The organism is Streptomyces sp. NPDC005017 (genome assembly GCF_042873115.1).
Lineage (GTDB): Bacteria > Actinomycetota > Actinomycetes > Streptomycetales > Streptomycetaceae > Streptomyces.
The window spans coordinates 133,503-160,467 of the sequence record NZ_JBIALD010000002.1; the positions used below are offsets into that span (position 1 = coordinate 133,503).

Annotated in this window: 22 protein-coding genes and 1 pseudogene; 7 read left to right on the top strand and 16 right to left on the bottom strand. The window is 73.3% G+C overall.

The window, feature by feature from the left end; all coding sequences use genetic code 11:
* Nucleotides 1-29: 29 nt before the first annotated feature.
* Together ACFYR0_RS03415 and ACFYR0_RS03420 are read right to left on the bottom strand one after the other, a co-directional pair.
* Entirely contained in the window at nt 30-773 is a 744-nt protein-coding gene (locus ACFYR0_RS03415) for an amino acid ABC transporter ATP-binding protein (RefSeq protein ID WP_389321391.1), read from the bottom strand.
* A gap of 108 nt (nt 774-881) precedes the next feature.
* Entirely contained in the window at nt 882-1,328 is a 447-nt protein-coding gene (locus ACFYR0_RS03420) for a DUF6278 family protein (RefSeq protein WP_389321393.1), read from the bottom strand.
* Nucleotides 1,329-1,554: 226 nt separating this feature from the next.
* On the opposite strand from ACFYR0_RS03420, the gene ACFYR0_RS03425 reads away from it, so the two are divergent.
* On the top strand, nt 1,555-3,282 hold the full coding sequence (locus ACFYR0_RS03425) for an SGNH/GDSL hydrolase family protein (protein ID WP_389321965.1): 1,728 nt from the start codon (nt 1,555-1,557) through the stop codon (nt 3,280-3,282).
* 107 nt (nt 3,283-3,389) lie between these two features.
* On the opposite strand, the gene ACFYR0_RS03430 is transcribed toward ACFYR0_RS03425, so the two are convergent.
* The 10 genes and pseudogenes from ACFYR0_RS03430 to ACFYR0_RS03475 all read right to left on the bottom strand — a co-directional run bounded on the left by ACFYR0_RS03430 (nt 3,390) and on the right by ACFYR0_RS03475 (nt 15,536).
* Entirely contained in the window at nt 3,390-4,172 is a 783-nt protein-coding gene (locus ACFYR0_RS03430; RefSeq protein ID WP_389321395.1) for an exodeoxyribonuclease III, read from the bottom strand.
* Nucleotides 4,173-4,218: 46 nt separating this feature from the next.
* Nucleotides 4,219-4,854: an MBL fold metallo-hydrolase gene (locus ACFYR0_RS03435; protein ID WP_389321397.1), complete on the bottom strand. Its 636-nt coding sequence runs from the start codon at nt 4,852-4,854 to the stop codon at nt 4,219-4,221.
* A 61-nt stretch (nt 4,855-4,915) separates the two neighbouring features.
* A complete protein-coding gene (locus ACFYR0_RS03440) occupies nt 4,916-6,208 on the bottom strand; it encodes an alpha/beta fold hydrolase (protein WP_389321399.1) in 1,293 nt (430 codons plus the stop codon).
* 158 nt (nt 6,209-6,366) lie between these two features.
* Nucleotides 6,367-6,786: a hypothetical protein gene (locus ACFYR0_RS03445; protein WP_389321401.1), complete on the bottom strand. Its 420-nt coding sequence runs from the start codon at nt 6,784-6,786 to the stop codon at nt 6,367-6,369.
* A gap of 932 nt (nt 6,787-7,718) precedes the next feature.
* Entirely contained in the window at nt 7,719-9,662 is a 1,944-nt protein-coding gene (locus tag ACFYR0_RS03450) for an SWIM zinc finger family protein (RefSeq protein WP_389321403.1), read from the bottom strand.
* Entirely contained in the window at nt 9,659-12,520 is a 2,862-nt protein-coding gene (locus ACFYR0_RS03455) for a DEAD/DEAH box helicase (protein WP_389321405.1), read from the bottom strand. Before ACFYR0_RS03455 ends, ACFYR0_RS03450 begins: the two co-directional genes overlap by 4 nt.
* Nucleotides 12,521-12,617: 97 nt before the next feature.
* Entirely contained in the window at nt 12,618-13,199 is a 582-nt protein-coding gene (locus tag ACFYR0_RS03460) for a sugar kinase (protein ID WP_389321407.1), read from the bottom strand.
* Nucleotides 13,196-14,338, bottom strand: coding sequence for an ROK family glucokinase (locus ACFYR0_RS03465; protein WP_389321409.1), 1,143 nt, complete (start codon nt 14,336-14,338; stop codon nt 13,196-13,198). The genes ACFYR0_RS03460 and ACFYR0_RS03465 overlap by 4 nt, the downstream gene beginning before the upstream one ends.
* Before the next feature lie 143 nt (nt 14,339-14,481).
* A pseudogene (locus ACFYR0_RS03470) lies at nt 14,482-14,701 on the bottom strand (sugar ABC transporter ATP-binding protein); the annotation flags it as partial.
* 97 nt (nt 14,702-14,798) lie between these two features.
* The gene (locus tag ACFYR0_RS03475; protein WP_389321968.1) at nt 14,799-15,536 is read right to left on the bottom strand and encodes a GntR family transcriptional regulator; all 738 of its coding nucleotides are present in this window, start codon (nt 15,534-15,536) and stop codon (nt 14,799-14,801) included.
* Between the two features lie 128 nt (nt 15,537-15,664).
* Here ACFYR0_RS03475 and ACFYR0_RS03480 point away from each other — a divergent pair, with 128 nt between their 5' ends.
* A complete protein-coding gene (locus ACFYR0_RS03480; protein WP_389321411.1) occupies nt 15,665-16,684 on the top strand; it encodes a Gfo/Idh/MocA family oxidoreductase in 1,020 nt (339 codons plus the stop codon).
* A gap of 139 nt (nt 16,685-16,823) precedes the next feature.
* Here ACFYR0_RS03480 and ACFYR0_RS03485 read toward each other — a convergent pair whose 3' ends face one another.
* The 4 genes from ACFYR0_RS03485 to ACFYR0_RS03500 form a co-directional block, all read right to left on the bottom strand.
* A complete protein-coding gene (locus ACFYR0_RS03485) occupies nt 16,824-17,330 on the bottom strand; it encodes a PaaI family thioesterase (protein ID WP_389321413.1) in 507 nt (168 codons plus the stop codon).
* A complete protein-coding gene (locus ACFYR0_RS03490; protein ID WP_389321415.1) occupies nt 17,327-17,449 on the bottom strand; it encodes a hypothetical protein in 123 nt (40 codons plus the stop codon). The genes ACFYR0_RS03485 and ACFYR0_RS03490 overlap by 4 nt, the downstream gene beginning before the upstream one ends.
* Entirely contained in the window at nt 17,446-18,630 is a 1,185-nt protein-coding gene (locus ACFYR0_RS03495; RefSeq protein WP_389321417.1) for a cytochrome P450, read from the bottom strand. The genes ACFYR0_RS03490 and ACFYR0_RS03495 overlap by 4 nt, the downstream gene beginning before the upstream one ends.
* A 248-nt stretch (nt 18,631-18,878) precedes the next feature.
* Nucleotides 18,879-20,129 (bottom strand): histidine kinase, encoded by a 1,251-nt coding sequence (locus ACFYR0_RS03500; protein ID WP_389321419.1) that lies wholly within the window; start codon nt 20,127-20,129, stop codon nt 18,879-18,881.
* A 172-nt stretch (nt 20,130-20,301) separates the two neighbouring features.
* Here ACFYR0_RS03500 and ACFYR0_RS03505 point away from each other — a divergent pair, with 172 nt between their 5' ends.
* From ACFYR0_RS03505 to ACFYR0_RS03525, 5 genes are all read left to right on the top strand, one after another.
* Nucleotides 20,302-20,505: a hypothetical protein gene (locus tag ACFYR0_RS03505; protein WP_389321421.1), complete on the top strand. Its 204-nt coding sequence runs from the start codon at nt 20,302-20,304 to the stop codon at nt 20,503-20,505.
* A gap of 93 nt (nt 20,506-20,598) precedes the next feature.
* Complete coding sequence (locus ACFYR0_RS03510; RefSeq protein WP_389321423.1) at nt 20,599-21,558, top strand: aromatic prenyltransferase; 960 nt, start codon at nt 20,599-20,601, stop codon at nt 21,556-21,558.
* A gap of 69 nt (nt 21,559-21,627) precedes the next feature.
* On the top strand, nt 21,628-23,394 hold the full coding sequence (locus ACFYR0_RS03515; RefSeq protein WP_389321424.1) for an FAD-dependent monooxygenase: 1,767 nt from the start codon (nt 21,628-21,630) through the stop codon (nt 23,392-23,394).
* A gap of 100 nt (nt 23,395-23,494) precedes the next feature.
* Nucleotides 23,495-25,006 (top strand): FAD-binding oxidoreductase, encoded by a 1,512-nt coding sequence (locus ACFYR0_RS03520; RefSeq protein WP_389321425.1) that lies wholly within the window; start codon nt 23,495-23,497, stop codon nt 25,004-25,006.
* A 208-nt stretch (nt 25,007-25,214) separates the two neighbouring features.
* Nucleotides 25,215-26,849, top strand: coding sequence for a prenyltransferase/squalene oxidase repeat-containing protein (locus ACFYR0_RS03525; RefSeq protein ID WP_389321426.1), 1,635 nt, complete (start codon nt 25,215-25,217; stop codon nt 26,847-26,849).
* Nucleotides 26,850-26,965: the final 116 nt, after the last annotated feature.

Below are 26,965 nucleotides of genomic sequence, written 5' to 3' on the forward strand. Positions count from 1 at the left end.
TGCCGTGGAGCACGGCCCGAGCCGGCCGGTCAGTGGTGGAGGATCTTCGACAGGAAGTCCTTGGCCCGGTCGCTGCGCGGGTCGCTGAAGAACTCGTCGGGGCTGCGGTCCTCCACGATGCGGCCGTCGGCCATGAACACCACGCGGTTGGCGGCGGACCGGGCGAAGCCCATCTCGTGCGTGACGACGACCATCGTCATTCCGTCACGGGCGAGTTGCCGCATGACCTCCAGCACCTCGTTGATCATCTCCGGGTCGAGCGCGGAGGTGGGCTCGTCGAACAGGAGGGCCTTGGGCTCCATGGCGAGGGCGCGGGCGATGGCCACGCGCTGCTGCTGACCGCCGGAGAGCTGGGCGGGGTACTTGTCGGCCTGGTCGGCGACGCCGACGCGGTCGAGGAGTTCGCGCGAACGCCTGTCGGCGTCCTCCTTCTTGCGCTTTCTGACCTTGATCTGACCGAGCGACACGTTCTGCAGTACCGTCTTGTGGGCGAAGAGGTTGAAGGACTGGAAGACCATGCCGACGTCGGCGCGCAGGGCCGCGAGCGCCTTGCCCTCCGAGGGGAGCGGTTTGCCGTCGAGCGTGATGGTGCCGGACTCGATCGGCTCCAGCCGGTTGACGGCCCTGCACAGCGTGGACTTGCCCGACCCCGAGGGGCCGATGACCACGACCACCTCCCCTTTGCCCACCGTGAGGTCGATGTCCTGAAGGACATGCAGCTCCCCGAAGTACTTGTTCACTTCACGCAGCTCGATCAATGGATCGACGGCCATTCCCAGCCCCACTCGCTCGTCGCCGTGTCGTGGCTGCCGCAAACTATCCACCCGGAAAGGGGGTTGATCAACGACACGCACTATTCGGTCATAAGCCGTATAACCGGCTCAGGCTTCCGCGACCTCCCCGTAGAGCTGGGAGAGTTCTGGCACTCCGCTGGCCGCCCATTCGCGTCCGGCGGTCACGACGTCGAACTCCCTCCCCGAGGCCAGCCGTACGACCGGCTGTCCGTTCGGCCACAGCCGCCATGCCGCGCCCGGCACGGTCCGCACGAGCACCGTGCCCAGATAGAGACCCGCGTCGTTGCCGAGCCAGGACAGGGTCTCCTCGTCGTCGCGCCAGCGAGGCAGCAACTGGTCCAGGGCCTCCAGCGAGGCCGCCGTGTCGTCCAGTCGCACCCCCGCCCGCTCCGCGTGGGAGCGCAGCAGTTCGCACTCGGACAGCAGCGCGGCGATCCCCTCGGGGTCCGGGGCGGCGCCGTCGGCCTCGTACACCGCGACACCACGTGCCGGGCCGTGCTTCTTCCGCAGATGGCCGAGGAACGGGATGTTCATACGTCCAGACTGTCATTCGCCCCCCGGTGCGCACCACAGGCGCGCGGGTCGGCCCTTCCGGGTGATTTTCCGGGGCCCGCACCGTCGTGATTTGACGAGGTCGTACCGTCTTCCTAGCTTCGACCTGCGCCGCTCGAGTGCACAGCGGCCGATTCGCCCCACCTGTGACCTGGAGGATCGGTTGGTACGCCGGGGACGCCGGATCATCGCTGCCGCCCTGTTCGTCATGCTCGCGTCGGCGGTCCCGCCGAACACGCCGAGCGCGACGGCGTCGGTGGCGGCACTCCCACAGCCGCTGGAGCGGCTGTTCGACAACACCGCCGTCAGCGACGACGCCCGGCCCGGCAGGGCCGACTTCGACGGCGCGGGCGGCTCGCTGTCGGCCCAGGACCTCGCCGCCGCGGGCTGGACGGCGGGCCGCACCTTGACGGTGCAGGGCGCCCGGCTGACCTGGTCGCGCGGCGCGCCCGGCAGCCCGGACAACGTACGGGCCGCCGGACAGCTGGTGCGGGTCACCGGCCACGGCGACGCGCTCGCCTTCCTCGTCTCGGGCACGGGCGCCGACACCAGCGGCACCGGCACCGTCGAGTACGGCGACGGCACCACCGGCCTCTACCGCCTCACCGCCCCCGACTGGCGCACCGGCCCCCTGGCCGCCAAGGCCGTCGCCCTGCCGCACATCAACACCCCCGGCGGACAACTCGCCGAGAAGGCAAGGCTGTACGTGGTGACGGTGCCGCTCGACGGCAACCGCGAGGTCAGCGCGGTGCGCCTGCCGCAGGCCGGTGATCTGCACGTTCTCGCGCTCTCGGTGCGCCCGGCGACGACCGGCTGGACCGGCACCTGGGGGGTGGCGACCGCGGGGCACCCGGCCGTGGGGCCGTGGACCGACCGCACGCTGCGGCTGGTGGTGCACACCTCGACGGGCGGCCCGCGGGTACGGCTGCGTTTCGACAACACCTTCGCGTCCGGCCCGGTGACGATCGGCGCCGCGTCGGTGGCCGTGCAGGGGCAGGGCGCGGACGCCCTCACCGCGCCCGTGCCGCTCGGCTTCGACGGCTCGGCGGGCGTCTCACTGGCGGCGGGCGCGCAGGTCTACAGCGACCCGCTCGACTTCGAGGTGCCCGCGGACACCAATCTGCTCGTCAGCCTCCGGCTGGCCGGCACGGTGAGCGCCCTGCCCGTGCACTCCCTCGCGGTGCAGCGGTCGTACGTCAGCGAGCCCGGCGACCACACGGCCGATGTGTCGGGTGCCGCGTACACCACGACGATCACCCACTGGCCGCTGCTGACCGGCGTGGACGTCACCGGCGGGCCGGGCTCCGTGGTGACGCTCGGCGACTCGATCACCGACGGCGGACGCTCCACCACCGACGCCAACCGGCGCTGGCCCGACGTGCTCTCCGACCGGCTCGGGTCGCAGGCCTCCCTGCCACGCTACGGCGTGCTCAACCAGGGAGTCTCGGGCAACCGCGTCACCCAGGACCGCTACCCCGGCGACGGCACCCAGACCACCACCTGGGGGGTCAGCGCCCTCAACCGCCTCGACCGGGACGTGTTCGCCCAGACCTCCGTGCGCACCCTCTTCGTCTTCGAGGGCATCAACGACCTGATCGGCGGCGTCGACGCCGATCAGGTCGCGACCGGCCTCAGCGAGATCGCGGACCGTGCCCGTGAGCGCGGACTGCGGGTGCTCGCGGCCACCCTTCTGCCCTGCGCGGGCCACGCCAACTGCACCCCGGCCGTACAGGCCGAGCGGACCGAGCTGAACACCTGGATCCGGCGGGCCGGGGCGAGCGGGGTGTTCGACGGGGTGACCGACTTCGACGCCGCGCTGCGCGACCCCGCCGACCCGTCCCGGATGCTGCCCGCCTACGACAGCGGCGACCATCTGCACCCGGGTGACGCGGGGATGGCCGCGCTCGGCGCGGCGGTGGATCTGGAGACCCTCTGACGATCCGCCGATCCGCCGATCCGCCGCTTCCGCCCACGCCCGCGGGTCCGGGCCCCCCGGCCCGCGGGCGCGGCCATGCCCGCGTCACCCGGCGGAACCCGGCCGCCCTACTGGACGTCCAGGTCCACGACCACCGGGGCGTGGTCCGAGGCGCCCTTGCCCTTGCGCTCCTCACGGTCCACATAGGCGTCGGTGACGGCCTTGGCGAACGGCTCGTTGCCGTAGACCAGGTCGATGCGCATCCCGCGGTTCTTGGGGAAGCAGAGCTGGCGGTAGTCCCAGTAGGTGTAGGGGTGCTCGTACTTCAGGGGGCGCGGCACCACGTCGTTCAGTCCGGCCTCCCGCAGCGAGGTCAGGGCGGCCCGCTCGGCGGGGGTGACATGGGTGGCGCCCTCGAAGGCCGCCACGTCGAAGACGTCGTCGTCGGTCGGCGCCACGTTGTAGTCACCGAGGACCGCGAAGGGGCGGCTGCCCGTCGCGTCCCCGGCGACGGCGGCTCTGAGGGCCTCGAACCACTGGAGCTTGTACGCGTAGTGGGGGTGGTCCACCTCGCGGCCGTTCGGCACGTAGACCGACCAGACGCGGACCGGGCCGCAGGTCGCGGAGACGGCACGGGGCTCGACCGAGCCGTCGTAGCCGGGGCCGCCTGGCAGGCCCTTGACCACGTCCTCCAGGCCCACGCGGGAGAGCACCGCCACCCCGTTCCACCTGCCGGTGGCGTGGACCGCCGACTCGTAGCCCAGCTCGCGCAGCTGGTCGGCCGGGAACTGCTCCTCGGAGACCTTGGCCTCCTGGAGGCACAGCACGTCGGTGCCGCTGCTCTCCAGCCAGGCCAGCAGCCTCGGCAGGCGGGCGGTGATCGAGTTCACGTTCCAGGTCGCGATGCGCATGCCTCACAACCTACCCGGAGGGTCTGACAACGCCCGTCCGCGGCCGTCACACCTCGGCGGAGTCGCCCGGGGTCAGCCGCAGGTGCTCCGCGCCGCCGAGGGCGCCGATCTGGCGGTCGTAGATGGGCCGCGCCAGGTCGGTGAGCAGGGCGTCGTGGATGTCGTAGGCGCGCTGCGGACGTACCTCGCGGACGTAGTCGATCACCTCGGAGATCTTGTTCCAGGGAGCCATCACCGGGAGCATCAGGGTCTCCACGGAGCGTCCGGGGACGGTGAGGGCGTCGCCGGGGTGGAAGACCCGGCCGCCGTCGACCAGATAGCCGACGTTGGTGATGCGCGGGATGTCCGGGTGGATCACCGCGTGCAGTTCCCCGTGCACCTCGACCTCGAAGCCGGCGGCGGTGAACGTGTCGCCGTGCCCGACGGTGTTCACCCGGCCCGGGAACGCCGCCGAGAGCTGGTCCGCGACGGACTTCAGGGTCCAGACGGCCGCCGCCGGGTTCGCCTCCAGGGCGGCGCGCAGCCGGCCCTCGTCGAAGTGGTCGGGGTGCTCGTGCGTGACCAGGATCGCCTCCGCGCCGAGCGCGGCGTCCGGCTCGGTGAACATGCCCGGGTCCACGACGAGGGCACGGCCGTCCTTCTCCAGGCGGACACAGGCGTGCGACATCTTGGTGAGCTTCATGACCACCATCCTGCCGCGCGGCTCCGGCCCGCGCCCACCGCCGCCGTGCCCGCCCGGGGCCTCAGTCCTGGAGGGTGGTCTCCTCCCGGATGACCTGCTGCGCGACCCGGAACGCGCTGCCCGCCGCGGGCATCCCGCAGTACACGGCCGCCTGCATCAGCACTTCCTTGATCTCGGCCGGGGTGAGGCCGTTGCGCAGGGCGGCGCGGGTGTGCACGGCGAACTCGTCCAGGTGTCCGCCCGCGACCAGCGCGGTGAGCGTGACGCAGCTGCGGGCCCGGCGGTCCAGTCCCGGCCGGTCCCAGATCTCGCCCCAGGTGTACCGGGTGAGCAGGTCCTGGAAGTCGGCGGCGAAGTCGTCGGCCTGGGACAGGGTGGCGTCCACGTGCGCGTCGCCGAGCACCTCGCGGCGCACCTTGAGCCCGGTCTCGTAGGCGTCGGCCCGGCCGCCCGCCTCGGGCCGGGCCGGGGGCGGGGCGAGCTCGGCGATCGGCGCGGCCTGCGCGGGCACCAGGAACGGCTGGGCCGGGGCGAGCGGCATCGGGATCTGGCCGGTGCCGGAGTCCTGGGCGTTCTGCCAGGCCGTGGAGAAGTGCCGCAGCAGCAGGTCGGTGACGGCCGCGGGCTGCTCGACGGGCACCAGGTGCGAGGCTCCCGGCACGACGGCCAGTCGGGCGTCCGGGATGCCGGCGACCAGGGTGCGCGCCTCGGCGGGTCCGGTGACCTGGTCCTCGGAGCCGACCAGCACCAGCGTCGGCACGCCGACCCGGGTCAGTTCGGGGCGTACGTCGAAGGCGGCGAGCGCCTCGCAGGCCGCGATGTAGCAGCCGGGGTCGGTGGTGCGGACCATCTGCACGGCCCAGTCGGTGATGGCGGGCTGGGCGGCGGCGAATCCGGCGGTGAACCAGCGTTCGGGCGAGGTGCGCGCGATCGGGTCGAGTCCGTTCGTACGGACTATCACCCCGCGCTGGCGGAACTCGTCGGCGGTGCCGAACCGCGGCGAGGTGGCGATCAGCGCCAGCGAGGCGAGGCGCTCGGGGTGACGCAGCGCCAGCTCGATGCCGACGGCGCCGCTGAGCGCGCAGCCCGCGAAGCCGAACCGCTGCACGCCGAGCCCGTCGAGGGTGGCCAGCAGCCGTGCCGTCAGATCCGCGACCGACCCGGCGGGGTAGGCGGGCGCCCCGCCGTGGCCCGGCAGGTCGAACCGGAAGACGCGCCACTGCTGCGCCAGTTCCGGCACTTGGCGGTCCCACATGTGCCAGGTGGTCCCCAGTGAGGGTCCGAGAATCAGGACGGGGGCGTCTTCCGGCCCTTCGAGGCGGTACTGCAGGATGTTCGGTGGTGTCTCGCTCACCCGTCGACTCTCTCATCTCTCACGAGATCTCACATCGCCGGTCCCAGCCTACGGGCTCTGCGGCGTGCGCTCGTGGCCTTCTCGGTCCCACGACGGGACGGCAGACGGACAGAGCAGGCGCCGAGGGGCAGGCCTCGCGCCACCGCCAGGCCTGCCCCTCACTTCGCTGGCCAGAACTGCACCAGAAATCGTTCCACGTCTTCAGGCGCCCCCTGCTGAGCGAGCCGCCGTGCACGCTCCTGGCCAGTGACATAAGCCCGCACCTGCCACGATGTGTCCGGCAGTCCCAGTTCCACGAGGGGCTCGCTCGGTCCTCCGTACGACCACAGTGCCACCTCCCCGGACCTGCAGAACCACTCGGCGTCCGCGCACGCTTCCCAGGTTTCACGCTCGTCCTGAGGCGGCTCCCGGTCCCAGATCTCCGTGGTGCTCGCGGCTGAATGCGTGTGACCGCCGCTCCTGAAACACAGCCGCCGGTCACGCGATGCCAGGAGTTCAGTCTCGGCGGGCACCGGAACTTCGCCGGGATCCACCTCGTCCGAGTCCTCCGTCCAGAGAGCGTAGAACTCGACATACACCTCGAGATCCTGGCGCCTCACCAACGGCATATCCGTTTCCTCCTGCGGCTGACGCGCCTGCGGAGCAATAGACAGTCAGCAACCAGTGGGCCTCATCCGGTCGTTCCTGCGCCGAGGCCACGCAGAGTCAAAGGGTCAGGGCGGTCAGTGATCCCTTGATGCCCGCTGCACAGGACCCAGGTATCCGGCGAGGCCGGAAGCTTTGGGTTGCGCCAGTTCGACGAGGTCGACGTTTCGGAGGTCGCCTCCTTACGCGGTCATGATCTGCTGCACCTCATCGCCATCGGCAGTTGCCGCGGTGAGTGCGATGCGGCTCTCGAGGCCTCCACTCCCTCCGGCACGCGGATGAAGTGGAGGATCAGCACGGCCAACGCGACATCTCTGGGCTCGAGTTGGACAGCGTCTCGAAGTCTGGCGACCTCCTGAGCCATCACCATGACTTCGCGCGCATCGGCCGTCATGTGTCTCATCGCGTCCCCTGGACGGTCGATGCGCGCGGGTCAGCGTGCGGACCGGAGAGCAGCAAGGCGGAAGTGTTTGTACGTTGCAGCGGAAGCCGACGAAGGCCAGGGCGATCACGCCGATGATCCAGGTCACGAGGACCAGACGGCGGCGCCGGTAACAGAACCGCGCCAGCCCCGCCAGGGCCCCTTCCGCGCGCCGAGTCTCGGTTGGCATCGTCTCTCCTCGATCGAGTGGCTGAGCGTCGCCCTCAATCCTGGTGAGGCCGCCTCACGGCGTCGATGTGCGTACGCAGGCACTATGGCGTGGCCACTACCACGGTTGCGGTACTCCCCGCGCAGTAGTGGCCGCGGCGGGACGGGCGGGTACGTGGACGGGTGCGTGGCCAGGTGCCTTGGCGGCGCGCGGCAGACCCGTCGGCATGGGCAGGTGCCCCGGCGGCACGCGGCAGGCCGGGGCCCGGCAAGCGGTCAGAGGCCGGACTCTGTGCCGAGGCCGGTGAGGGCGCCCACCGGGTCGTGGTCGGGGGTGCCGCGCGGCCACCAGTCGTCGGCGCCGGGCTCCGACTCGTAGGCGTACCACAGGCCGTCGCGGCCGAGGCGGAGCTGGACATGGCCGCCGGGGTGGGTGAGGCGGTTGCGGGTGGGACGGAAGGCGGGCAGGTCGGCGGCGAGGAGCAGGGGGCGCGCACGGTCGAAGCGGCCCGCCGGCGGGTCCCAGGGCTCCTCCAGCACGGCGAGCCCGTCCGGGCCTCCCTGCCGCCAGGCGGCGACGGCGCGCGCCAGTTCGGCCGGTGTGCGTCCGGCCGCGGCGGCGAGCGAGGCGTACAACGCGCGTGTGCCCGCGGTCAGCCCGGAACCCGGCCGGGCCGCGGCGAGGCGCACCGCGTCCTGCCACAGGGTCAGTTCGGCGACCGGGTCGCGGCCGGTGGCGAGCAGCGCGTGGGCCCGCGCGGCGGCGTCGGTGGCCAGCTGGTCCAGCGCGAGGGGGTCCGGGCCGCCGGGGGCCGCCGGGTAGGCGGGGGGCTGCTCGGGGTGCGCGGGGACGGGCAACGGGTCCGGCAGCGGCGGCCGTTCGCGCCGTGCGAGCACCTCGCTCGCCCGGACGGCGGGCAGCGCCGCAGGTTCCCGCTCGCGGGCGGCCCGGGCCGCGCGGGCCGCGTTGCGCCGTGACAGGGCGTCCAGCAGCGTCCGTTCGCCCCGGCCGCGCAGCAGGAGCAGCACGAACGGGTCGGCGTCCAGCAGCCGGGCGGTCTGGTAGCACAGGGCGGCGGCGTGCTTGCAGGGGTGGCCGCGGTCCGGGCAGCTGCACTGCGGCGCCAGGTCTCCCGGGCCGGGCAGCAGCGGGGTGCCGCCCTCCGCGAGGGCCGGGGGCAGCTCCTTGTCGAGCAGCGCGGCGATGTGCGCGGGCCGTTCGGCCGCCGTGTCCAGGAACCGCTCCCAGTCGGCGTCGTCGAGCGTGCGCAGCCGGACCTGCACCCGGTACGGGCGGGGGCGGCTGCCCTGTACGTACGCCAGCACCAGTCCGGGGGTGACGGTGATCGCGTCGACATGGCCCTGCTCGGCGTAACCGCGGCCGCGCGCCAGCCGCTTGGCGTCCAGCGCGCCCTCCTCCAGGGCCGTGACCCAGGCGTTGCCCCACCAGGTCGTGGCGAAGGCGGCCGCGCCCGTGGTGGGGGCGAGGGCGGGGAAGGTGCGGCGGAGATCGCCGTCACGGTGGGGGGTGGCCATGGTCTGGGGGGTCGGGTGCGCGGAGCGGGGCGCCGGATGGGCGGAGTGGAGGGCCGCCGGTGGGTCGGCTTCCGGAGCGGGGGTGGCGGTGGGGGCCTTTCGGGTCGGGGTGCCGACGGGGGCTTTCGAGGTCGAGGTGCGGGTGACGGTTTTCGGGGGCGGGGCGGTCTCGCCGGTGGCGCGGGACTGGCGGTGGGCGGCGAGGGCTTCGCGGAGGCGGTTCTTGGCGGCCGAGGCGGGTGTTTCTCCGGCGGGCGGGGCGGGCGCTTCGGCGGCGGGCTCGGGGAGCGGGTCCTTCTCGGGCGCGGCGGGTGAGGCGGGTGAGGCGACCGTCCTGGCGGACGGCCGGGGCTCGGCGGCGGGACCGGGGCCGGGGCCCGGTGCGGTGACGGTGGGCGCCGGGGCGGTGTCGCCCTGCTCGGGGTGCCTGTCGTCCTGCTCGGGGTGCCCGCCGGTCTGCTCGGCGTCGCGCCGGGCCGCGTCTTCCGTGCGGTGGGCGGCTCTGGCGGCCCTCAGCGCGGCGCGGGCGGCGTCACCGGGGCGCGGACGGCCGTCCTCGGGTCGTGCGGGGGCGGCCTGGCGCGGACCGGCCGGGGGCTGCTCGGTGTCCGGGTCCGGGGTGGCCCGCCGCAACGCGGCGCGCAGTGCGCGGCGGGCCTCGTCGGCGGGGTGTTCGTCCGTCATGCCGGCCTCCGCAGGGAGACCAGGTCGGACAGCTCCCGGTCGGAGAGCTCGGTGAGGGCCGACTCGCCGGAGCCGAGGATCGCGTCGGCGAGGGCGCGCTTGGCCGCGAGCATCTCGGCGATACGGTCCTCCACCGTGCCCTCGGTGATGAGCCGGTGGACCTGCACCGGCTGGGTCTGCCCGATGCGGTAGGCACGGTCGGTGGCCTGCTCCTCGACGGCCGGGTTCCACCAGCGGTCGAAGTGGACGACATGGCCCGCGCGGGTGAGGTTGAGGCCGGTGCCCGCGGCCTTCAGCGAGAGCACGAGCACCGGGGTGGCGCCGCTCTGGAAGCGGTCGACCATGCGCTCCCGCTCCGCCACCGGCGTGCCGCCGTGCAGCAGCTCCACCGGGATCGCGCGGGCCTCGAGGTGCGCGGTGATGAGCCGGGCCATGCCGACGTACTGGGTGAAGACGAGGGCCGAGCCGTCCTCGGAGAGCAAGGTGTCCAACAGCTCGTCCAGCAGGGCGAGTTTGCCGGAGCGGGCGGCGAGCCGGTCGGTGTCGGCGGGGGTGTGCCCCTCCTTGAGGTAGAGCGCCGGGTGGTCGCAGATCTGCTTGAGCGCGCCGAGGAGTTTGAGGACCAGTCCGCGCCGGGCGATGCCCTCGGAGGTCTCGATGGCGAGCATCGACTCGCGGACCACCGCCTCGTACAGCGCGGCCTGTTCGCGGGTGAGCGGGACCGGATGGTCGGTCTCGGTCTTGGGCGGCAGTTCGGGCACGATGCCCGGGTCGGACTTCTTGCGGCGCAGCAGGAACGGCCGCACGAGCCGGGCCAGCCGGGTCACCGCCTCCGCGTCCTCGCCGTTCTCCACGGCGCGCGCGTGCCGGGCGCGGAAGGACTTCAGGGGGCCGAGCAGGCCCGGGGTGGTCCAGTCGAGCAGGGCCCACAGCTCGGAGAGGTTGTTCTCCACGGGGGTGCCCGTGAGGGCCACCCGCGCGGGCGTCGGGATGGTGCGCAGCGCCTTGGCGGTGGCGGAGTACGGGTTCTTCACGTGCTGTGCCTCGTCGGCGACGACCATGCCCCACTTCTGCTCGGCCAGGGTGGCCGCGGCGGAGCGCATGGTGCCGTAGGTGGTGAGCACGAAGCCGCCGTCGACGTCGGTGAGGCTGCGCTCGGGGCCGTGGAAGCGGCGGACGGGGACGCCGGGCGCGAAGCGGTTGATCTCCCGCTGCCAGTTGCCGAGCAGCGAGGCCGGGCAGACCACCAGGGTCGGTTCGGTACGGGCGCGCCGCAGATGCAGGGCGATGACCGTGACGGTCTTGCCGAGACCCATGTCGTCGGCGAGGCAGCCGCCGAGGCCGAGGGAGGTCATCAGGTCGAGCCAGGCCAGACCGCGGAGCTGGTAGTCGCGCAGGGTGGCGGCGAGTCCGGCGGGCGGCCGGGCCGGCAGTACCCCGGCCGTGAGGCGGTCGCGCAGGGTGGCGAGCGCGCCCACGGGCACCGCCTCCACGGTCTCCCCGTCGATCTCCGCGCTGCCGGTGAGCGCCGCCGAGAGCGCGTCGACCGGGTCGAGCAGGCCCAGTTCGCGCCTGCGGGCCTTGCGGACCAGCGCGGGATCGACGAGCACCCACTGGTCGCGCAGCCGGACGACGGGGCGGTGGGCCTCGGCCAGGGCGTCCATCTCGCCCTCGGTGAGGGGGTCGCCGCCGAGGGCCAGCTGCCAGCGGAAGCTGAGCAGTTCCTCGCTCTCGAAGAAGCCGGTGCCGTCGGTCGCCGAGCCGGGCGCGGGACGTACCACCGCGGCCGCGGTGAGGTCCCGGGCGAGGTCGCGGGGCCAGTGGACGGCGACGCCCGCCGCCGCGAGCCGGGAGGCGGCGACTCCGAGCAGGTCGGCCAGTTCCTCCTCGGACAGCGCCAGGACGTCCGGCACGTCCTGTTCGGCGAGGCGCTCCAGCGGCGGCCAGACGCGGGCGGCACGGCGGACGGCGAGCGCGGCGTCCACCCGCGCGCGGGGCCCGAACGCGGTGTCGGCCTCCCCCGCCCACAGCGCGGCGGCGTCGGTGACGAGGGTGGGGTCGGCCAGGCTGTGCACCTGGACGAGCGCCGCCCCCGCGCGCCGCAGGCCGCGGCCGGAGGCACCGTCGGCGTCCGCCCCGTCCGTGTCGAACACCTCGTGCGCCGAGAGGTCCAGGCGCAGCGAGACGCGCACGCCCGCGTCCATGCCCGCGGCGACCTCCGCGGCCCACGCCTCGGCGTCGGGCAGCCGCTGGGGGCGGTGGTCGGCGAAGGGCCTGCCGACGGCGTGCGGGGCGGCCGGTGTGCGGGGCAGGGTGTCGGCGACGGCGTCGAGGAAGGCGCGCACGAGCGGCTCCGGCTCGGGCAGCCGGAGGGGGCCGGGTCCGGGCAGCGGGACGGCGTGTCCCTCGGCGGGCAGGGCGGCGGCCACCGCGCGCAGATGCGCGATGTCGTCCGGGTCGAGGGGTCCGGCCCGCCAGGCGTCGTGCCCGGACGGCGTGAGGCCGGGCAGCAGCCGTCCCCGGGCGGCGATCCGCAGCGCGTGCAGCGCGGCCGCGCCCCAGCAGACGGTGGCCGGGTGGGCGGCGGGGTCGCGCCGGGCCCGGACCAGGACGGGCAGGGCCTCGGCGAGGGACAGGGTGAGCGCGGTGGTCCGCACCCGGCGGACGCCCTTGCCGTGCGGGCGGACCACGGTCAGCTCGGTGGGGCCGTCGAAGGGCGCGGCCTCGCCCTCGGGGTCCCAGAACGCGACGCGGCTGTCGCGCGGCAGCGGCGCGGGCAGGAACACGGCCGCCAGGCGCGCGGGGACACGGGGCACGACGGGTGCCTGCGCGGCTGTCGCCGTCGCCGTGCCGCTCATCGGTCCCGCCACCTCCCCTCCGCACGTCGGATCCAGGTCTTCGACTCTACGGGCGGGGTCTGACATCGGGCCCCGGGGAACGGCCGGGGCCGCTCCGTCACGGGACCGTGCGGGAGACGACGTACACGAACGGGTTGTTCGGCTCGGACATGTTCACGACCACGTCCTGGGTGGGCGCGGGCTTGTCCTGTTCGTGGACGAGGCCGTACCAGGGGCCCGGCCCGCTGAAGTCCCAGCCGGTGATCCTCTGGTCGCGGGCGCCGATGGTGATGTCGTCGCGCTGGAGGGCGGTGCGGTCGGTGCCCATGTTCCGCAGGAACTCGTCCAGGTTCGCGTTCGGCGTCTGGAACTGGACGTAGAGCCTGCTGGTCCGCCAGTTGTTGGTCTCGTAGTAGGCGACCTTGCCGGACGGGTGCGGGACGGGCACCTGGTAGAGGCGGCGCTGGACCTTGGACGGCCAGTCCTCGGTCAGGCCGCGCGCCGAGTAGCGCGCTTCCTTGTCCTTGCCGCTGTCGCGGCTCTGCTCGGCGGAGATCGCCAGATAGCCGGCCGGCACACCGATGAGCAGCACGATGATCAGCAGGGTGAGCGCCCGGCGGCGGTTGCGGTGCCGGCGGTCCTCGGCGTCGTGGGCCGGCTCGTCGGGCGGACCGGACTGGTGGGGCAGTGACCCGGTCACAGCGAGTCCTCCGTACGACGGGCGGCGAGGCGTTCGTAGCGCTCGTGGCGTTCCACGCGGCGGCGCTTGGCACGCCGGAAGCGGCGGGCGACCAGTCGGGCCAGGTCGGCGGCGCCCACCATGCCGGCCTCGGGGCCGAGCTGGGCGCGGACGATCCGGGCCTCGGGGCGGTAGCCCCGGCCGGTCAGGTGGCGCTTGAACGCGTCACGGGCGGGGCCGATCAGCAGGTCGTCGGCGGCCGAGACGCCACCGCCGATCACGAAGCAGGACGGGTCGAGGGCGGCGGCGAGGTTGGCGATGCCGACACCGAGCCACTGGCCGATGTCCTGGAGCAGTTCGATGCACATGGCGTCGCCCTCGCGGGCGAGCTCGGTGATCACCGGGCCGGTGATGTCGGCGACCTGTCCCTTGACGTGCTCGACGATCCCGTACGCCACCGGGGAGTCGGCGGCGGCCAGTTCCCTCGCCTCGCGCACCAGGGCGTTGCCGGAGCTGTACTGCTCCCAGCAGCCGCGGTTGCCGCACGGGCAGCGGTGGCCGCCGGGCACGACCTGCATATGGCCGAACTCGCCCGCGACGCCGTACTTGCCGCGCTTGACCTGGCCGTCCTCCAGGATCGCGCCGCCGATGCCGGTGCCGAGGGTGATCATCACCAGGTGGTCCTCGCCGCGTCCGGCGCCGAAGCGCCACTCCGCCCACGCGGCGGTGTTGGCGTCGTTGTCGACGAGGACGGGCACCGAGAGGCGGCCTGACAGGCGGTCCCTGAGCGGCTCGTTGCGCCAGGACAGGTGGGGGGCGAACAGGACGCGGTTGCGGTCGGCGTCGACCCAGCCCGCGGCGCCGATGCCGACCGCGTGCACGTCGTGCCGGTCGGACAGGTCCAGGACCAGTTCGACGATGGTGTCCTCGACGACCTTGGGGCTCTTGGACTTGTCCGGCGTCTCGGCGCGGAGCTTCTCCAGGATGGTGCCGTCGGCGTCGACCACACCCGCCATCACCTTGGTGCCGCCGATGTCGATGCCGACGGTCGGCACACGGGGGGCCGTCAGGTGCGAGCGGCGTTCCCTGGTGCCGACCGTGCGCAGCACGGGGGCTCGGCGGGAGCCGATGGGGGCGGTTAGGTCGCGGTAGGTGCTCATCAGGGCCTGATTCTGCCGTACGCTCACGCTGGGTGTGGGCGGTGGCGCAGCGAGGTGGCTCGTCTCATATGACGTGCGCGGGTGATCTGTGGTTGATCGCGCCCCGCGGCGGAGCTGCAGACGGACACAGTCCCGCGCCCGTGTCCACGCCGCAGTTCGTGGCCTCGGGCCTCCAGCTCCGTGCCGCCTGCTGTCTGGTGTGTCGGCTCGTCCGGAGTGATCCGGTCCCGCCTGTGGTTCCCCACCATCGTGCCCCTTTTCAGCAGCACGAAGCGGTCGCCGACCGGGTAGACGTGGTGGGGGGTTGTGGGTGATGAGAACAACACCCAGAGCCTCGTCCCGTGCCGCGGCCGCATCCTTCAGGGACCTGGTGGCCGGGGGCGCGCGTCGGCTGGATTGTCCGGACATTGCGACGAACTCGGCGACGGCGCGAAGGTCGGGAGACGCCAGAGGGGCGCCCTCAGGGACGTACGAGGAGCTGGAACTCGAAGGAGTAGCGGGAGGCGCGGTAGGTGTGGCTGCCGTGCTCGACCGCGCGGCCGGTGTCGTCGAAGGTGGTGCGCACCATGGTGAGCAGCGGCGCGCCCTCGCCCTCGGCGAGCCGTTCGGCCTCGACGGCGGTGGCGGCGCGGGCGCCGATCGACTGCCGGGCGCTGTGCAGGGTGATCCCGGCGCCCCGCAGCAGCCGGTACAGTCCGGTGGCCTCCAGCTGGGCGCTGTCCAGGTCGAGCAGTCCGGGCGGCAGGTGGTTGCAGAGGTACGCCATCGGCTCGGCGTGCGCGAGCCGGAGCCGCTCGACGCGGTGGACGTCGCCGCCCTCGGGGACACCGAGCGCCGCCGCGATCTCGGGGGAAGCCGGGACCACCGTGTTGACCAGCACCTTCGTCCCGGGGCGCTGGCCCGCCGCCTCCAGGTCGTCGTAGAGGCTGCTGAGCTCCAGCGGGCGCTTGACCTGGCTGTGCACGACCTGGGTGCCGACGCCCCGGCGGCGCACCAGCAGACCCTTGTCGACGAGGGACTGGATGGCCTGCCGGACGGTGGGGCGGGAGAGTCCGAGACGGGCCGCGAGGTCGATCTCGTTGCCCAGGAGGCTGCCGGGGGTGAGGGTGCCGTGCTCGATCGCGGCCTCCAGCTGCTGGGACAGCTGGAAGTACAACGGGACCGGCGAACTCCGGTCGACGCTCAGTCCGAGCCGCACGGTCGGATCCACTTCAGGTTTCGGCACGGCCCGAGCGTAGCTCCGTGACGGGATGACGGGAAGTTGTGTAGTCAGATTGTCCGGACATGCACGTTGACAGATGCCCGGTCGGCCCTCACCTTGATTCCATGCGCATCGGGGTCATCGGTACGGGCCGCATCGGCACCTTCCATGCCAACACACTGAGCCGTCATCGGGAGGTCGGGTCCCTGATCGTGACGGACGTGGACCCCGTGCGGGCGCAGGAGGTGGCGCACCGGCTGGGCGAGACCGCGGCGCCCGGCGTGGACGAGATCTTCAAGTGGGGCGTGGACGCCGTGGTGATCACGACGGCGACCTCGGCGCACGCCGAACTGATCGGCCGGGCGGCCCGCTCGGGGCTGCCGGTGTTCTGCGAGAAGCCCATCGCGCTGGACCTGCCGGGCACGCTTCAGGCCATCGCGGAGGTGGAGACGGCCGGGACCGTGCTGCACATGGGGTTCCAGCGCCGCTTCGACACCGGCTACACCGGCGCGCGCGACGCGATCCGCGGCGGGCGGCTGGGCAGGCTGCACACCGTGCGGGCCATCACCTCCGACCAGGCGCCGCCCCCGGCCGCGTATCTGCCGCTGTCGGGCGGGCTGTACCGGGACACCCTGATCCATGACTTCGACGCGCTGCGCTGGGTGACCGGCCACGAGGTGGTCGACGTGTACGCCGCCGGGTCCGACGCCGGTCCCGCCATGTTCCGGGACGCCGGTGACGTGGACACGGCCGCGGCCGTGCTCACCCTCGACGACGGCACCCTCGCGACCGCGACCGCGACCCGGCTGAACGGCGCCGGCTACGACGTGCGCATGGAACTGGCCGGGGAGCTGGACCAGATCACCGTCGGCCTCGACGACCGCACACCGATCGCGTCCACCGAACCGACCGGGCCGCCGGCCGCCACCAAGCCCTGGACCGGCTTCCTGGAACGCTTCGGGCCCGCGTACGAGGCCGAACTCTCCGCGTTCATCGAGGTGGTGCGCGGCGAGCGGGCCAACCCCTGCGACGGACGCGAGGCGCTTCAGGCCCTGCGGATCGCGGAGGCCTGTGACGTGTCCCGGCGCGAGCGCCGGTCCGTACGGCTCGCCGAGATCGCCGGGGGGCGCGACACCGGGGCCTGAGCAGGCGGGCGCGGCACCGGGGCCTGAGCAGGCGGGCACGACACCGGGGCCTGGGCCTCGGGCCGCCAGGCCGATCGCCCCGGCCACGAGCCGCGACGCCGGACACCTGGGCCCGGCCGCGAGGCCCGCGTCCGGGTTCTCAGGGTCTGCCCGCCGACAGGACCGTGCCCTGCGCGACCGCGCACAGGGTCTGTGTGCCGTCCTCCGCGACGGTGAGCACCTCGCAGCGGACCACGGCCTGGCGGCGCCCGGCGTGCACCACCTCGGCCCGCGCGCGCAGCAGGCTGCCGACCGCCGGGCGGATGTACTGGATGGAGTACCCCGAGGTCAGCACGGCGGCGCCGAGCGCGGTGCCGGCGGCGAAGGTGATGGCGTTGTCCGCGGCGTAGGAGAGGACCCCGCCGTGCACGAAGCCGTTCTGCTGGAGCAGGTCCTCACGGATGTCGAGCTCCAGGGTGCACTCGCCGTCGCCGAAGGAGCGCAGGCGGGTACCGAGGAGCTTGCTGAAGGGCTGGGCGTGCAGGGCCAGTTCGGCCGCGCCGAGGTCGAGCGCGGCGGACGCCCCGGGACGGGCGGACCCGGCGGCGGGGTCGGAGGACGTCTCGCGGCGGGACGGCTCGGCGGCGGGGTCGGAGGGGTGGGTCATCTGCGGGCGGCCTCCGGGGCGTACGGACGGTCGGCGGGCTGTCGGTCGGCGGGCTGTCGGTCGGCGGACTGCCGGTCGGCGGACTGCCGGTCGGGCGAGCGGCCGGATCGGCCGGTCACCAGCGCACCGGCAGGGTGCGCACACCGCGTATCAGCATGCCCGGCAGCCACTCTCCGGCCGGTCCGTCCAGGGCGAGACCCGGAGCGCGCTCCAGCAGCGTACGGACCGCGATACGGCCCTCCAGCCGGGCCAGCGGGGCGCCCAGGCAGTAGTGGATGCCGTGGCCGAAGGCGACATGGCCACGCGGGTCGCGGCGGATGTCGAAGCGGTCGGCGTCGGGATAGCGGGCCGGGTCACGGTCGGCGGCGGTCAGGCCGACCAGCACGGACTCGCCCTGGGCGATCGGCACCCCGGCGATCTCCAGGGGCTCGGCGGCGAACCGGAACGTGGCGTTCTCCACCGGGCCCTCCCAGCGCAGCATCTCCTCGACCGCGCCGTCCAGCAGGCCCATGTCGGCGCGCAGGTCGGCCAGTTGGCCGGGGTGGGTGAGCAGCGCGTGGACCCCGTTGGTGATGAGGTTGACGGTGGTCTCGTGGCCGGCGATGAGCAGCAGGTAGGCCATGCCGCGCAGTTCGCTCGCGGAGAGCCGGTCGCCGTCCTCGGCGGTGGTGCGGATCAGGTCGCTGAGCATGTCGTCGCTCGGCCCGCCGCTGCGCTTGTCCTCGATCAGCTCGGTGAGGTACGCGGCGAGGCTCAGCACGGCGTCGTACTCGCTGCCGGGGCTGCTGGGCGCGACCACCTCCGTGGAGATCTTGCGGAACTCGGCGCGGTCCATCTCGGGGATGCCGAGCAGCTCGCAGATGACGGTGATGGGCAGCGGGAAGGCGAAGGACTCGACGAGGTCGGCGCCGGCCCGCGGCAGCATCGCGTCGAGCAGGTCGTCGGTGATCTGCTGCACGCGCGGGCGCAGTTGCTCCACCCGGCGCGCGGTGAAGGCGCGGGAGACGAGGGAGCGCAGCCGGGTGTGGTCCGGCGGGTCGACGCTCAGCAGGTACTTGCCGATGTGCTCCTCGTCCAGGAAGGTCATCCCGAGCTTCGCGGGGTCCTTGGCCAGACGCGGGTCGGCGAGCGCCTCGCGCGCCTCCTCGTACCCGACGACGAGCCAGCTCTCGTGCTCGGCCTCCGCGCCGGGCGGCCGTACACGGTGCACCGGGCCGCGCTCGCGCAGCTCGGCGTAGACCGGATGCGGGTCGGTGCGGAACGCGTCGCCGTACCGGCCCAGGTCGATGACCTCGGTCATGGTCTCCCCCTCACGGCACCCGGCCCCTGCGGTGTGCCCTCACCCGTCCCAACGGCCGGGCCGTGCCGCTAGTGCCCTTCTGACGGATCTCCGTGGGAGAAGGAGCGGCGTTCGGTGCGTGCGATCGGCGTGCGGTGCGGAGGGACAGGTGGCTCCGCGCCGTGCGACTGGGGGTACTCCCACGCCCTTGAGGCGGTGGGGAGGGCGTGGCGGGCGTCGCGGCGCCGCGGAGAGCCGTCAGAAGGGCACTATCCCCACGGCAGCCACGCCCGTACCTCGAAGCCGCCCTCCGGGGTCGGTCCGTGACGCAGGTCGCCGCCGGTCAGCGTGGCCCGTTCGGTGAGGCCGATGAGGCCCTGGCCGGAGCCGGGGACGGGCGGGACCTCGCCGTCGGGGGCGGGGTTGCGGACGGCCACGGTCAGGCCGTCGCCCGGGGTGCCGGTGACCGTCACGGTGACCTCGGCGCCGGGCGCGTGCTTGCGGGCGTTGGTCAGGCACTCCTGCGCGATCCGGTAGGCGGTGCGGCCGACGGAGGCGGGCACGTCGGCGGGGTCGGTGATCTGCTGGGCGAGCGTGACCTTCATGCCCGCCTCGCGGGACTCGGCGACGAGCGTGTCCAGCGCGGCCAGCGTCGGCTGCGGCCGGCCCGCGTCGTCGGACTCGCCCGCCCGCAGCACGCCGATGATCTCCCGCAGGTCCTGGAGGGCGTCGTGCGCGCTCTCCCGGATGACACCGGCCGCCCGCGCGATCTCGTCGCGGGGCGCGTCCGGCCGGAACTCCAGCGCCCCGGCGTGCACGCTGAGCAGGGTCAGTCGGTGCGCCAGCACGTCGTGCATCTCCCGGGCGATGGCCTCGCGGGCCAGCCGCTGCGCCCGCTCGGCCCGCAGCCCCGCCTCGGTCTCGGCCCGGCGCGCCCGGTCCTGGAGGGTCACCACCAGCTGCCGCCTGGACCGTACGAGCAGACCGCAGGTGATCACCGCGACGGTGAACAGGACGCTGAACGCGACCGCCACCAGGTAGGGCAGATCGGGGTCGGGCCGCAGCCAGTAGTAGAGGGGCTGCAACGCGAGCCAGACGCCGCCGATCCACGCCACGTACCGGAAGGGCCGGTGCACGGCGAGCGTGAAGACGGCGATCAGCCCGGCGCCGCCCGAGGTCATCGACAGGAGCCCGACCGGGATCATGGCGATGGCCAGCCCGACCGGCCGGCGGCGGCGCAGCCACACCGCGACGCAGGCCAGGGCGCCCAGCCACTGGTCGAGCAGGACGAGGCCGTCCGGCAGGTCCTCCTCGCGCGACACGGCTTCGGCGGCCAGTACGGCGAAGCCGACGGCCACGAGGAAGAAGGTGCAGTCGACGAGCCAGTCGCGCGCGGTGCGCCGCGGACGGTGGCCGGGTCGCACGGCGCCGGGGTCGAGTTCGTGGATCACGGCGGACGGGAACAGCCACCGGCGCCCCTCGAACGCCGGCCCCGTCGACTGACTGCCCTCGGTCCTCACGGTCGACCAATCTACGCAGGTGGGCGCCCCGACGCTTCCCCGCGCCGACGACCGGCTGCTTAAGTCGCGCGATCGTCATCCTTCGGACCGCGGCCCCGCCGTGACCGGCGGCTTCGGTCGCCGCCCCGCCGCCCGATGCGCGGGGCGGGGCGGCGGCGCGAGAGTCGTGGGCATGAGGAAACCCGTGCTGGAAGTGCTCGGATTCCTCGCCCTGGCGCAGGGCGTCCCCGGTCTGCTGCACGAGTGGGTCCACCGGGACATGGGCCTGGTGCGGCGGCTCGGTGTCCTCGACGGCTACGAGGTGCACGCGAGCGTCGCGCTCGTCGTGCCGGGGATCGCGTTGTCCGCGAGGGCCGGGAGCCGGGAGGGGAACTGACGCGGCGGGCCCGGGGGCCGCCCGGGCACCCCGCCAAGCGGGCGGCAAGTCACGGAACAGTGCCGGCCAAGAACGGTGTCCCAACCTGGGCGCATGGAGCGCCAACATCAGGACACCACCATCAGTGAAGCGGCCTGGGCCGGCCCGGAGGACGCGGTGCGAGGCCTCTACGCGGCGATCGAGGAATCGGCTCGGACGCTGGAAGTGCCGTGCGAGCCGGACAAGGTACTGCCCCTGCTGAACGCGTACGGCGACGGTCTCGCGGAGGCCGTGGTCGCGTTCCGGGTGGCGACCGGGGAACGCCGGGCCGGGGACCTCGACACCCGGTTCACGGTGCCGCGCGAGGTCGATCCGTACCAGCGGGCCGTCGAGAAGGGCCTGCTCCCGAGGACCGGCCACCCCGTCGGGGAACTGCTCGGGGACATCCGGGCGCACTGCCCCGTCGACAGCTACGGCATCGACTTCGGGATCGTCGGGGGCCTCAAGAAGATCTGGATCGTCCTTCCCCGGACCGACCTCCAGAGCGTGGCGAAGCTCGCCGGGATCCCCTCCATGCCGCGCGGTCTGGGCGCGAGCATCGACTTCTTCCAGCGGCACGGCCTCGGCGACACCGCCGGTCTGCTCGGCATCGACTACCGCAACAAGACGGTCAACATCTACTTCGGCGAGCAGCCCGCCGAGTGCTTCGAGCCGGAGGCCATCCGTTCGATGCTGGCCGAGGCCGGCCAGGCGGCCCCGACCGAGCGCATGATCGCGCTGGGCCGCAAGGCGTTCGGCATCTACGTGACGGTCAGCTGGGACGCCCCGAGGCTGGAGCGCATCTGCTTCGCCGTGGCGACCGCGAACCCGCTGGAGCTCGGGGTGCCGATCGACCCGCGCATCGAGCGGTTCGTGGAGCACGTCCGCGCCTCGCAGACGAACCGGAAGTTCGTCTACGCCGTCGCCTCCCAGCCCGACGGCGAGTACTACAAGCTCCAGTCCTACTACCGCTGGGCCGACGAGGTCATGGACATCATGCAGCTGTCCGACGCGGCCATCGAGGACCCGGTGTAGCGGCGCCGCTCTCAACAGCCCTCGGAAATAACGCTCTCTGACAATCCGCTGCTCTCTGGAAGGACAGAAATGGGAGCCATCGAAGTCCCGGTACTGATCGTGGGCGGGGGCGGGTGCGGCCTGTCCGCCTCGGTGTTCCTTTCCGACCACGGCGTCGGGCACCTGCTGGTGGAACGGCGCCCGGACACGTCGAAGCTGCCGAAGGCGCACTACGTCAACCAGCGCACGATGGAGATATTCCGTCAGCACGGCCTCGAGGAGTCGGTGGCCGAACAGGCCGCCACGCCCGAGCAGTTCGGCAAGGTGCGCTGGCAGACCACGCTGACCGGCGGGCAGCCGCTGGACGCGCGGGTGATCCACGAGATGGACGGCTTCGGCGGCGGCGCGCTGCGCGAGACGTACGAGGCGGCCGGTCCGGCCATGCCGGCGAAGCTGCCGCAGCTGCGGCTGGAGCCGATCCTGCGCAGGCACGCCGAGGAGCGCAACCCCGGGCGGGTGCTGTTCGGGCACGAGCTGACCACGCTCACGGACCAGGGCGACAAGGTCGTCGCCGAGATCCGCGACACCGCGACCGGTGAGATCACCACGGTCGAGGCCCGTTATGTGATCGGCGCGGACGGCGGCCGTACGGTCGGTGACGCGGTGGGCGCCCAACTCCAGGGCCTGCCCGCGCTGTTCGACGCCACGACGGTCTACTTCTCGGCCGATCTGTCCGAGGTGTGGAACGGCGGCTCGCTGATCACCTGGTTCCTCAACCCCTACCGCCAGGATTTCTCCAGCGCCCTCATCGAGATGGGCCCGACCTGGGGCAAGCACTGCGAGGAGTGGGGCATCCACCTCTCCCTGGCGGGCGTGGACCGCGAGGACGAGCAGGCCGTCGCGGCCCGTGTCCGCGAGGTGCTCGGGCTGCCCGAGCTTGAGCTGACGCTTCATCAGGTCACCAGCTGGACCGTGGAGGCCGTGCTCGCGGAGCACTACCGCTACGGCCGCGTGCTGCTGGCCGGTGACGCCGCGCACCGCCAGCCGCCCGCCGTCGGCCTCGGCCTGAACACCGGCATCCAGGACGCGCACAACCTCGCCTGGAAGCTCGCCGCCGTGGTCAAGGGCAGCGCGCCCGACAGCCTCCTGGACACCTACGAGGCGGAGCGCCGCCCGGTCGGCCAGTTCAACCTGGGCTGGGCGATGTCCGCCGCGTCGAACCACACGGTCGTCATCGACGCCGCCGTCGGTCTCGGCCAGCACGTGCCGCCGGAGCGCCGGGTGCCGGTGTTCTTCGGGTACTTCGCGCCGACCCCGACGGGCGTGGCCCAGCGGGCGCGGGCCGCGGAGATCTTCGCCACCCACCGCGGCGAGTGCCAGGCCCACGACGTGGAGATCGGCTTCGCCTACGAGGCCGGCGCCGTCGTCGCGGACGGCAGCAACCCGCCGGCCCGCGCCCCGCTCGGCGACGTCTACCGGGCCACCACGCGCCCGGGTCACCGGCTGCCGCACGCCTGGCTGGAGCGCGCCGGGCGGCGGGTGTCCACCCTGGACCTGGCCGGCACCGAGACCGGGTTCGTGCTGATCACCGGCGCGGACGGCTCGGCGTGGGCGGAGGCGGCCGCGCAGGTGGCGGAGAAGTTCTCCGTCCCGATCGTCACGGCGCGCGTCGGTGACGGCGCCGAGTACACGGACGCCGACGGCGCCTGGGCCGGCGTCCGGGAGATCACCGACGGCGGTGCCGTCCTGGTCCGCCCCGACAACCACGTGGCCTTCCGCAGCGTGGACGCCGCCGAGGACCCGGCCGCCGCCCTGGCCGACGCCCTCTCCCAGGTGCTGGACCGCTCCGCCGTCTGACCCGCGGGAGCGCGCGGCGTGCCCCGCCCCAGGGGCCGTTCGCGCGCTCCGCTCCCCCCTCCATCCGGCCTGCAAGTTTCCTCGACGAAAGAGTCAGCACATGATCAACCGCAGATCGTTCCTCGTCGGTGCGGGAGGGACCGCGCTGGCCGCGACTGCGCTGTCCGGCGTCACCACCGCCCGCGCCTCCGGGGTCAGGTGGGACCAGCTGAGCCGCTACCTCAAGGGCCGTCTCGTCCTGCCGTCGGACGCCGACTACCAGCGCGCCAAGCAGCTCTACCAGGTCCAGTTCGACACGACCTCGCCGCGCGGTGTCCTCTACGCGGCCTGCGCCTCCGACGTGGCGCTGGCCCTGCGCTTCGCCCAGGACAACGCGCTGCCCGTCGCCGCGCGCAGCGGCGGCCACAGCGCGGGCGGGTTCTCCACCACGCCCGGCCTGGTCATCGACGTGTCGAAGCTCAACGGCATCAGCGTCGGCAGCGAGAGCACGCGGATCGGTGCGGGCGCACAGCTCGTCGACGTCACCAACACCCTCGCGCCGCAGGGCCTGACGATATCCGGCGGCTACTGCCCGACCGTGGCCGTCGGCGGTTTCCTCCAGGGCGGCGGCTTCGGCCTGTTCACCCGCAGCATCGGCATGGCCTCGGACAAGGTGAGGTCCGCCCGGGTGGTCCTCGCCAACGGCCGTCGTGTGACGGCCTCCCCGCAGGAGCACAGCGACCTGTTCTGGGCGCTGCGCGGCGGCGGTGGCGGCAACTACGGCATCGTGACCTCCTACGAGGTCGAGCCGACCCCACTCACCAACCTCGCGGTCACCGCCCTCACCTGGCGCTTCGACCAGTCGCTGGACATGCTGGACGGCTGGGCGAAGTGGCTGGTGGACGCCCCGTGGACGATCGGCAGCGGTCTGAACGTCACGCTGGAGGACGCCGCGCCCGGCAAGGTCCCGGTCGCGACCGTCTTCCTGGCCTCCGTGGACCTCGGCCCCGGCTTCGCCCCCGAGGTGGACCGGCTGATCTCCCTGGTCGGCCAGGCGCCGCTGTACAAGCAGGCGTTCACGGCGCCGTACCAGTCGGTGATGATGAACCTCTACCGGTGCGCGGACCTCACGGTGAACGAGTGCCACCGCGGCGACACCACCGAGGGCGGGAAGGTGCCCCGGCCGGCGTTCGGCGCCTGGCGCAGCCGTCTGTTCAGCGACGCGATGCCGCGTGACGGCTGGGCGCAGGCGCTGTCCGTGCTCGAGTCGGACCGGATGGCGGGCCAGGCCCGTCAGCTCCAGGTGTCCGCACTGGGCGGCCAGGTCAACACGGTGTCGCGCACCTCCACCGCGTATGTGCACCGCGACACGCTGTTCTCCGCGAGCTTCCTGACGGCGAACGTCGACTCACCGGTCGCCGACGAGGCCAAGGCCTCGGCCCTGCGCTTCGTCGACAACGGCTTCGCCGCGCTCGACCCGCACTCCAACGGCGAGACGTACCAGAACTTCATCGACCCGCGGCTGCCGGACTGGAAGCGGTCCTACTACGCGGAGAACTACCCGCGACTGGCCCGGATCAAGGGCAAGTACGACCCGTACAACGTGTTCGAGTTCGCGCAGAGCATCCGCTGATCCCAGTTGTCCGGCGCCGGGCGGACGACTCGGCGCCGGTCCAGGTGATCCGGCGCTTCCCGCCGGCCGCCGCTGCGGTGTGCCCCTCCGGCACGCCCGGCGGCGGCCGTGCCTCTCCGTACCGCCGTACTCCCATCGACACCCGCTCCGGGGCCGCCGTGTGTCCGGTGCCGGTTCCGGGTGCCCCCCTTCTTCCGAGGAGCCAGGAATGAAACCGCAGTTGACCCGTTCGGCCCCGATACCGTGGCCGGTCGACGTCGACCGGAATCACGTTCGCCAGGCCACTTCGCGGCTGCTCGCCCATGTCAGCGACAAGGTCGAGTCCGACGGCGCGATCCGCGGGCTGTGCGACAGCCGGGTACTGGAGTCGGCCCTCGCGCTGTCGCTGATGACGCGCGTCGGCACGGTCTCCCCCGAGCGGGACCGCCTGCTCGGCTATCTCCAGGTGCGGCAGCACGCACCGCACCGACTGGAGCGCGTGCTCGCCACGCTCGCCGTCCAGCGCGCCACCGGGAAGGCGGCCGCGGGGGACGCCGAGCTGGTCGGCAGGGTCACCGAGGGTGTGCTGGGCGCCGCGCCGGGCTTCATCTCCACGCGTCGCCGCAAGATGGTCTCCGCGGTGCTGTCGGTGCTCGGCTGTCCGCTGCCCGCCGATGTCACGCCGACGGCCGACGAGCAGTCGCCCACCGACCCGCTGCACTCCTGGGCCGCGGTCCAGCAGGCCTCCGTGGCGCTGATCCTCGCCAACGCCGCGGGCGTCGGCAACAAGGTCACCGAGGACGCGCTGCGCACTCTGCTCGCCACCGACCCGGCGGACACGGTGTGGGAGGGCTATGTGCTGATGCACCTGCTCACCCTGCACGCGCTCGCCGGTGTCCCCGGGCAGGAGGAGACCGTGCGCCGGGGCGTGCGGGCGGTGCTCCGGCACCAGCGCGCGGACGGCGGCTTCCCGTTCGTGGCGGAGATGCACAACTGGTGCACCGCCACCGGCGGCATCGCCATGGCCGCGGCCGGCGCGCCCTTCGGCCTCCAGCGCCAGATGGCGGGGATGCTCGTCGCCCACCAGGGCGGCGCCTCGCACGCCGCGCTCTCCCGCGGCGCCACGCTGAGCGGCGGCTGGTCCATGTCCCCCGCCGTCGCGCAGAACGACGTCGACGACACCTCCTGTGCCCTGGAGTTCCTCCAAGCCGTCGACCCGGTCGCGTACGGCGCCGGGATCCGGCGCGGGGTGGACGCGCTGCTGGCCGTGCAGGGCGAGGACGGCGGCTTCCCGACGTATGTCGCGGGCGCCTCCTCCGAGCCGTGCATGACGGCCGCCGCGATCTGCGCGCTGGCGCCGCACGCCGCCACCGCCGCGGACCGCGACCGCGCGCTGGGCTTCCTCGCCGACAGCCAGCTGGCGGACGGCGGCTGGGAGCCGGGCTGGAGCAGCAGCCGCTTGCACACCCTGTTCCGGGCCCGCCTGGCGGCGGCCACCGCGGGCCCGCGGGACCGTCGTTCGGCGGCCATGGCCGAGCGGATCGAGCGTACGGTGCGCGCCACGCAGAACGACGACGGAGGCTGGGGCATGCAGCCCGGCGACCCCAGCGACGACATCAGCACCGCCTACGGTGTGATCACGCTGACCTGCGGCAACGACGAACAGCCCGTCGGCCGCGCGCTGGCCTGGCTGCTCGAGCACCAGAACGCGGACGGCGGGTTCGGCGGACCGCCCGACATGGTCGGCCCGCGTCCGTTCCCGTACAAGTTCCCTGTGCTGACGGACATTCCGGTGCTGCTGGCGTTCGGCCATGTCCGTTCGCGGGTCTCGGGCACGCCGGCCCTGATCGAGGCGGCGCGCTGACGCGTCGCTCTCCCCGGGGACATCGAGGAGATCTTGACCGGATCTCGAGGGGGATGCTGTCACACTCCGGTAGTCCGGACAGTTTTCCGGCCAGAACGTATCCGCGACGGGGAGGC

What these genes read in the sequence shown, in the direction of transcription:
- ACFYR0_RS03525 (WP_389321426.1), top strand. Translation starts at nt 25,215, where the DNA reads ATGAAACCGCAGTTGACCCGTTCGGCCCCGATACCGTGGCCGGTCGAC.
- ACFYR0_RS03495 (WP_389321417.1), bottom strand. Translation starts at nt 18,630, where the DNA reads ATGACCGAGGTCATCGACCTGGGCCGGTACGGCGACGCGTTCCGCACC.
- ACFYR0_RS03415 (WP_389321391.1), bottom strand. Translation starts at nt 773, where the DNA reads ATGGCCGTCGATCCATTGATCGAGCTGCGTGAAGTGAACAAGTACTTC.
- ACFYR0_RS03520 (WP_389321425.1), top strand. Translation starts at nt 23,495, where the DNA reads ATGATCAACCGCAGATCGTTCCTCGTCGGTGCGGGAGGGACCGCGCTG.
- ACFYR0_RS03455 (WP_389321405.1), bottom strand. Translation starts at nt 12,520, where the DNA reads ATGAGCGGCACGGCGACGGCGACAGCCGCGCAGGCACCCGTCGTGCCC.
- ACFYR0_RS03450 (WP_389321403.1), bottom strand. Translation starts at nt 9,662, where the DNA reads ATGACGGACGAACACCCCGCCGACGAGGCCCGCCGCGCACTGCGCGCC.
- ACFYR0_RS03430 (WP_389321395.1), bottom strand. Translation starts at nt 4,172, where the DNA reads ATGCGCATCGCGACCTGGAACGTGAACTCGATCACCGCCCGCCTGCCG.
- ACFYR0_RS03485 (WP_389321413.1), bottom strand. Translation starts at nt 17,330, where the DNA reads ATGACCCACCCCTCCGACCCCGCCGCCGAGCCGTCCCGCCGCGAGACG.
- ACFYR0_RS03480 (WP_389321411.1), top strand. Translation starts at nt 15,665, where the DNA reads ATGCGCATCGGGGTCATCGGTACGGGCCGCATCGGCACCTTCCATGCC.
- ACFYR0_RS03515 (WP_389321424.1), top strand. Translation starts at nt 21,628, where the DNA reads ATGGGAGCCATCGAAGTCCCGGTACTGATCGTGGGCGGGGGCGGGTGC.
- ACFYR0_RS03425 (WP_389321965.1), top strand. Translation starts at nt 1,555, where the DNA reads ATGCTCGCGTCGGCGGTCCCGCCGAACACGCCGAGCGCGACGGCGTCG.
- ACFYR0_RS03420 (WP_389321393.1), bottom strand. Translation starts at nt 1,328, where the DNA reads ATGAACATCCCGTTCCTCGGCCATCTGCGGAAGAAGCACGGCCCGGCA.
- ACFYR0_RS03505 (WP_389321421.1), top strand. Translation starts at nt 20,302, where the DNA reads ATGAGGAAACCCGTGCTGGAAGTGCTCGGATTCCTCGCCCTGGCGCAG.
- ACFYR0_RS03465 (WP_389321409.1), bottom strand. Translation starts at nt 14,338, where the DNA reads ATGAGCACCTACCGCGACCTAACCGCCCCCATCGGCTCCCGCCGAGCC.
- ACFYR0_RS03435 (WP_389321397.1), bottom strand. Translation starts at nt 4,854, where the DNA reads ATGAAGCTCACCAAGATGTCGCACGCCTGTGTCCGCCTGGAGAAGGAC.
- ACFYR0_RS03510 (WP_389321423.1), top strand. Translation starts at nt 20,599, where the DNA reads ATGGAGCGCCAACATCAGGACACCACCATCAGTGAAGCGGCCTGGGCC.